The sequence below is a fragment of the Okeania sp. SIO3B5 genome (assembly GCF_010692555.1).
GTDB lineage: Bacteria > Cyanobacteriota > Cyanobacteriia > Cyanobacteriales > Microcoleaceae > Okeania.
Genome location: NZ_JAAHHG010000583.1, coordinates 2675 through 6026, shown reverse-complemented (window position 1 = coordinate 6026; position 3352 = coordinate 2675). Strand labels below are relative to the sequence as shown.

The window sequence follows — 3352 nt, the reverse complement described above, 5'->3', positions numbered from 1 at the left end:
ATACCTAAATCTATACCTACTGAATTATCAGTTTTAGGTAAGATTTCTGGTTGTATTTCTACTACAAAACTTAAGAAGTATCTAGTAGGGGCGATTCGCGAATCGCCCCTACAATCTTTGATTACTGTTACTGATGATGGAGCAGCAGGTAACTCTCACAGGCGATACTATTTTCAGCTTTCCTATCTTGGCTAAATAGACTTTATGTTGACCAACTTTAAACCCACATGCATGTAAACCTAGCAGTTTGCTTTGACTTTCTAATGCATAAATTTAGGAGGTTTAATAGGTTTACCTTTTCTCTCACCTTTTGTCGATTTGAAAAAGTTAGAGCAACGCCTGGTTTAAATCATTCAAAGATTGCTGCAATGGTATGTTAGAGACTTCTGACAACCATTCTCTTTCTTCAGTCTTTTTAGCAGATGTAATAAAAAGCTTTTGTAGTTGAGAATTAGTAGATTTCTTTTCTCCTGATTTATACTTCTGTTGGGAGTAAGCTAGACTATCATTCACTCGCCACACGGACACAGCCAAATAGCTTGGCGCTCTCGGTATTTTTGTCCCGGGGTTGGATATATACGGTACTTAAATCTAGCTTTCATAACTTGACTTTTAAACTAACAATACGATAACATATTTATTGAAAAAAAACAACTAAAAAGTCGCCCGCTTATGGGCGAGGCTTGAGACCCATTTTTTCGGTCAATATCATAGCACCTTTGTCCCGATGGGGTTTTTATGGCATTTATTTGACCGCTTTGTTCCCATTTGACCAACGTGCGCACATCAACTCCTAATATCTCAGAAGCTTCTCTTGGTTTGACAAACTTCACTACTTTATCTTTGACATCAACTAGCGCATCATACTGCGTAATGACGTAACTTGTCAACTAAGTTTTAACTCCTAAGTGCTTTTATTTCTGACTCTAGAGAAGCAACTCGGTCAAGAAGTTTTTGATTTGCCTCCATCAGAGAATTGCTTTGACTGCTGAGGTAGGGGTCACTTTCCCACCAATTAATCCCTATTTCTCTAGCTTTATCCACAGAAGAAATTAACAGGCGAATTTTAATGCTGAGAAGTTCTGTCGAACCTACAGAAACAGAAATATCTCCAGCAATGACTATTCCCTTATCCAGAACTCTTTCCAGTATATCTGCTAAACTAGACCCATTAGTTGCTGTGACTATTTTACTGTTAGTATTGGTACTCATAAAATACTTTTTGTAACCTAAACATTAGAGGTCGAAACTTTGTTCAGTGGGGAAAAATTCCTTTAGAACTTCCTCCAGTCCCTGCATAGCTTCCCTCCTGGGTAAACTAGCTCGCGATATTAATATATCAGCACAAATATCCTGAAAATTAGGGTTTTGACCATTTACAGGAACATCATGTTCTTGACAAACCTTAGCAATAATTAGACAGGAACGCAAACCACCTAATTTTTCTTCCCCTATTCTTGTCCGAAAACTACGCACTAGATTAACTATAGTTTCGGCTTTTTTCGGGTTGATACCTGTTTGACGTATGACTATTTCTTGTTCGGTTAGAGCATCAGGTTCTCCCATATTAATTGTCACCACTCGGTCTAACAAAGCATCTTGAGTAGCATGAACTCCACAATATTCTTCCGAGTTGGAAGTTAAAATTACTCTAAACTTGGGATTAACTTGAATATATTCCGAGCGGTCTTGGTTAGGTGGCAAAACCAACATTTTCTCTTCTAAAACTGAGAGTAAAATATTGTTTACCTCTGGACGGGAGCGATTGAATTCGTCATAAACTAGAGTAAAACCTTCTTTACAAGCTAAGGTTAATCTAGAGTCAACCCAATTATGTTTCAGTTCATCCTCAACTTTTAATACAGTATGGATATAATTATCCACAACTTTTTTGCGAGTATATCCAGATTGATTACCTACTAAGTCTGAGGATTTAAATTCATCGTCCCCAAACATTAAAACAATGGGTTGGCGACGTAGATGGGCAAGGTGTAATGCCAGAGTAGTTTTGCCGACTCCAGCGGGACCGCGCAAATGAACTGAATAGCCAGATTTTAAATAACGCAAAGCGCGTTGAGCTACACGTTCGACACCAGGGGTGCTGACAAATTGTTGGGGTGAGACATTAAGTACAGTAGTCATGTTCAGTTATCAGTTATCAGTTATCAGTTATCAGTTATCAGTTACGGCGTTGCTGAATTGAAGTATGAATGGGCGATTGTTTGGTTCTAGTCAAGCCCCCCTAAATCCCCCGTTCAACAAAAAGCGCAGCAACATCTGGCTTCCCCCGATCCTGCGGGGGACGGGAGGGGGATCAAGGGGCACTTTTAGAGTTTTATTCCCCCCAAAATTGGGGGGCTAGGGGGGCTTGCATCATACCCAGAATCAGCAACGCCTCAGTTACAGCATATTTCGGGCAAATGATGTACAGGGTAAACCGGGCATCTTGCCCGCGATAGGTGTACCTCATAACAACGGGAAGTGCTGTATAAATTATTAATTATTAATTATTAATTATTAATTATTTTAATAGCCTAAAGTAATTGTTTTGAATTTTGATTTTGGTGGTTCTGGTGTCCTAGTTTGAGATTTATCTAGTTTCTTACTTGTTAATTTATTCATGGTGGGTTTATGAGATTTAATGGGTTGCTGAGATTGAGTTTTTAGCTCTTTATTTGTTTCTTCATCCCGAACAGTAAGACGTTCTTTTATTTGATTATATCGCCTCACGGAAGTTAAAAGTCAAAAGTCAAAAGTTAGATTTTGTCAGGATAGGTCATTATTAAGTCAAAAGTCAAAAGTTAAGATTCTGTCAGGATAGGTCATTATTAATTATTAATTATTAATTATTAATTATTTTAATAGCCTAAAGTAATTGTTTTGAATTTTGATTTTGGTGGTTCTGGCGTCCTAGTTTGAGATTTATCTAGTTTCTTACTTGTTAATTTATTCATGGTGGGTTTATGAGATTTAATGGGTTGCTGAGATTGAGTTTTTAGCTCTTTATTTGTTTCTTCATCTAGAACAGCAAGACGTTCTTTTATTTGATTATATCGCCTCACAGAAGTTAAAAGTTAAAAGTTAAAAGTCAAAAGTCAAAAGTTAGATTTTGTCAGGATAGGTCATTATTAAGTCAAAAGTCAAAATTCTGTCAGGATAGGTCATGATTAATTATTAATTATTAATTATTTTCATAGTCTAAAGTAATTGTTTTGAATTTTGATTTTGGTGGTTCTGGTGTCCTAGTTTGAGATTTATCTAGTTTCTTACTTGTTAATTTATTCATGGTGGGTTTATGAGATTTAATGGGTTGCTGAGATTGAGTTTTTAGCTCTTTATTTGTTTCTTCATC

Annotated in this window: 8 protein-coding genes; 1 reads left to right on the top strand and 7 read right to left on the bottom strand. The window is 36.8% G+C overall.

Annotated features, from left to right (window positions below; translation table 11 throughout):
- A partial coding sequence (locus tag F6K54_RS38710) for a hypothetical protein (protein WP_293089454.1) occupies positions 1-195 on the top strand: 195 nt, incomplete at its 5' end.
- Positions 196-327: 132 nt separating this feature from the next.
- Here the strand turns inward: F6K54_RS38710 and F6K54_RS38705 are convergent.
- The 7 genes from F6K54_RS38705 to F6K54_RS38675 all read right to left on the bottom strand — a co-directional run bounded on the left by F6K54_RS38705 (position 328) and on the right by F6K54_RS38675 (position 3062).
- Entirely contained in the window at positions 328-522 is a 195-nt protein-coding gene (locus tag F6K54_RS38705) for a hypothetical protein (RefSeq protein WP_293089452.1), read from the bottom strand.
- Positions 510-602, bottom strand: coding sequence for a helix-turn-helix domain-containing protein (locus F6K54_RS38700; protein ID WP_293073970.1), 93 nt, complete (start codon positions 600-602; stop codon positions 510-512). The genes F6K54_RS38705 and F6K54_RS38700 overlap by 13 nt, the downstream gene beginning before the upstream one ends.
- Before the next feature lie 15 nt (positions 603-617).
- The gene (locus F6K54_RS38695; protein WP_293089450.1) at positions 618-890 is read right to left on the bottom strand and encodes a MerR family DNA-binding transcriptional regulator; all 273 of its coding nucleotides are present in this window, start codon (positions 888-890) and stop codon (positions 618-620) included.
- Between the two features lie 7 nt (positions 891-897).
- Positions 898-1212, bottom strand: a complete 315-nt coding sequence (locus tag F6K54_RS38690; protein WP_293089448.1) for a gas vesicle protein — start codon at positions 1210-1212, stop codon at positions 898-900.
- 24 nt (positions 1213-1236) lie between these two features.
- A complete protein-coding gene (gvpN, locus tag F6K54_RS38685) occupies positions 1237-2142 on the bottom strand; it encodes a gas vesicle protein GvpN (protein ID WP_293089446.1) in 906 nt (301 codons plus the stop codon).
- Positions 2143-2526: 384 nt separating this feature from the next.
- Positions 2527-2730 (bottom strand): hypothetical protein, encoded by a 204-nt coding sequence (locus F6K54_RS38680; RefSeq protein ID WP_293089445.1) that lies wholly within the window; start codon positions 2728-2730, stop codon positions 2527-2529.
- A 128-nt stretch (positions 2731-2858) separates the two neighbouring features.
- On the bottom strand, positions 2859-3062 hold the full coding sequence (locus F6K54_RS38675) for a hypothetical protein (RefSeq protein WP_293089443.1): 204 nt from the start codon (positions 3060-3062) through the stop codon (positions 2859-2861).
- Between the last annotated feature and the right edge of the window lie 290 nt (positions 3063-3352).

Excerpts from the sequence above, each read along its gene's own strand:
- F6K54_RS38690 (WP_293089448.1), bottom strand. The coding sequence starts at position 1,212 with ATGAGTACCAATACTAACAGTAAAATAGTCACAGCAACTAATGGGTCT.
- F6K54_RS38700 (WP_293073970.1), bottom strand. The coding sequence starts at position 602 with ATGAAAGCTAGATTTAAGTACCGTATATATCCAACCCCGGGACAAAAA.
- gvpN (WP_293089446.1), bottom strand. The coding sequence starts at position 2,142 with ATGACTACTGTACTTAATGTCTCACCCCAACAATTTGTCAGCACCCCT.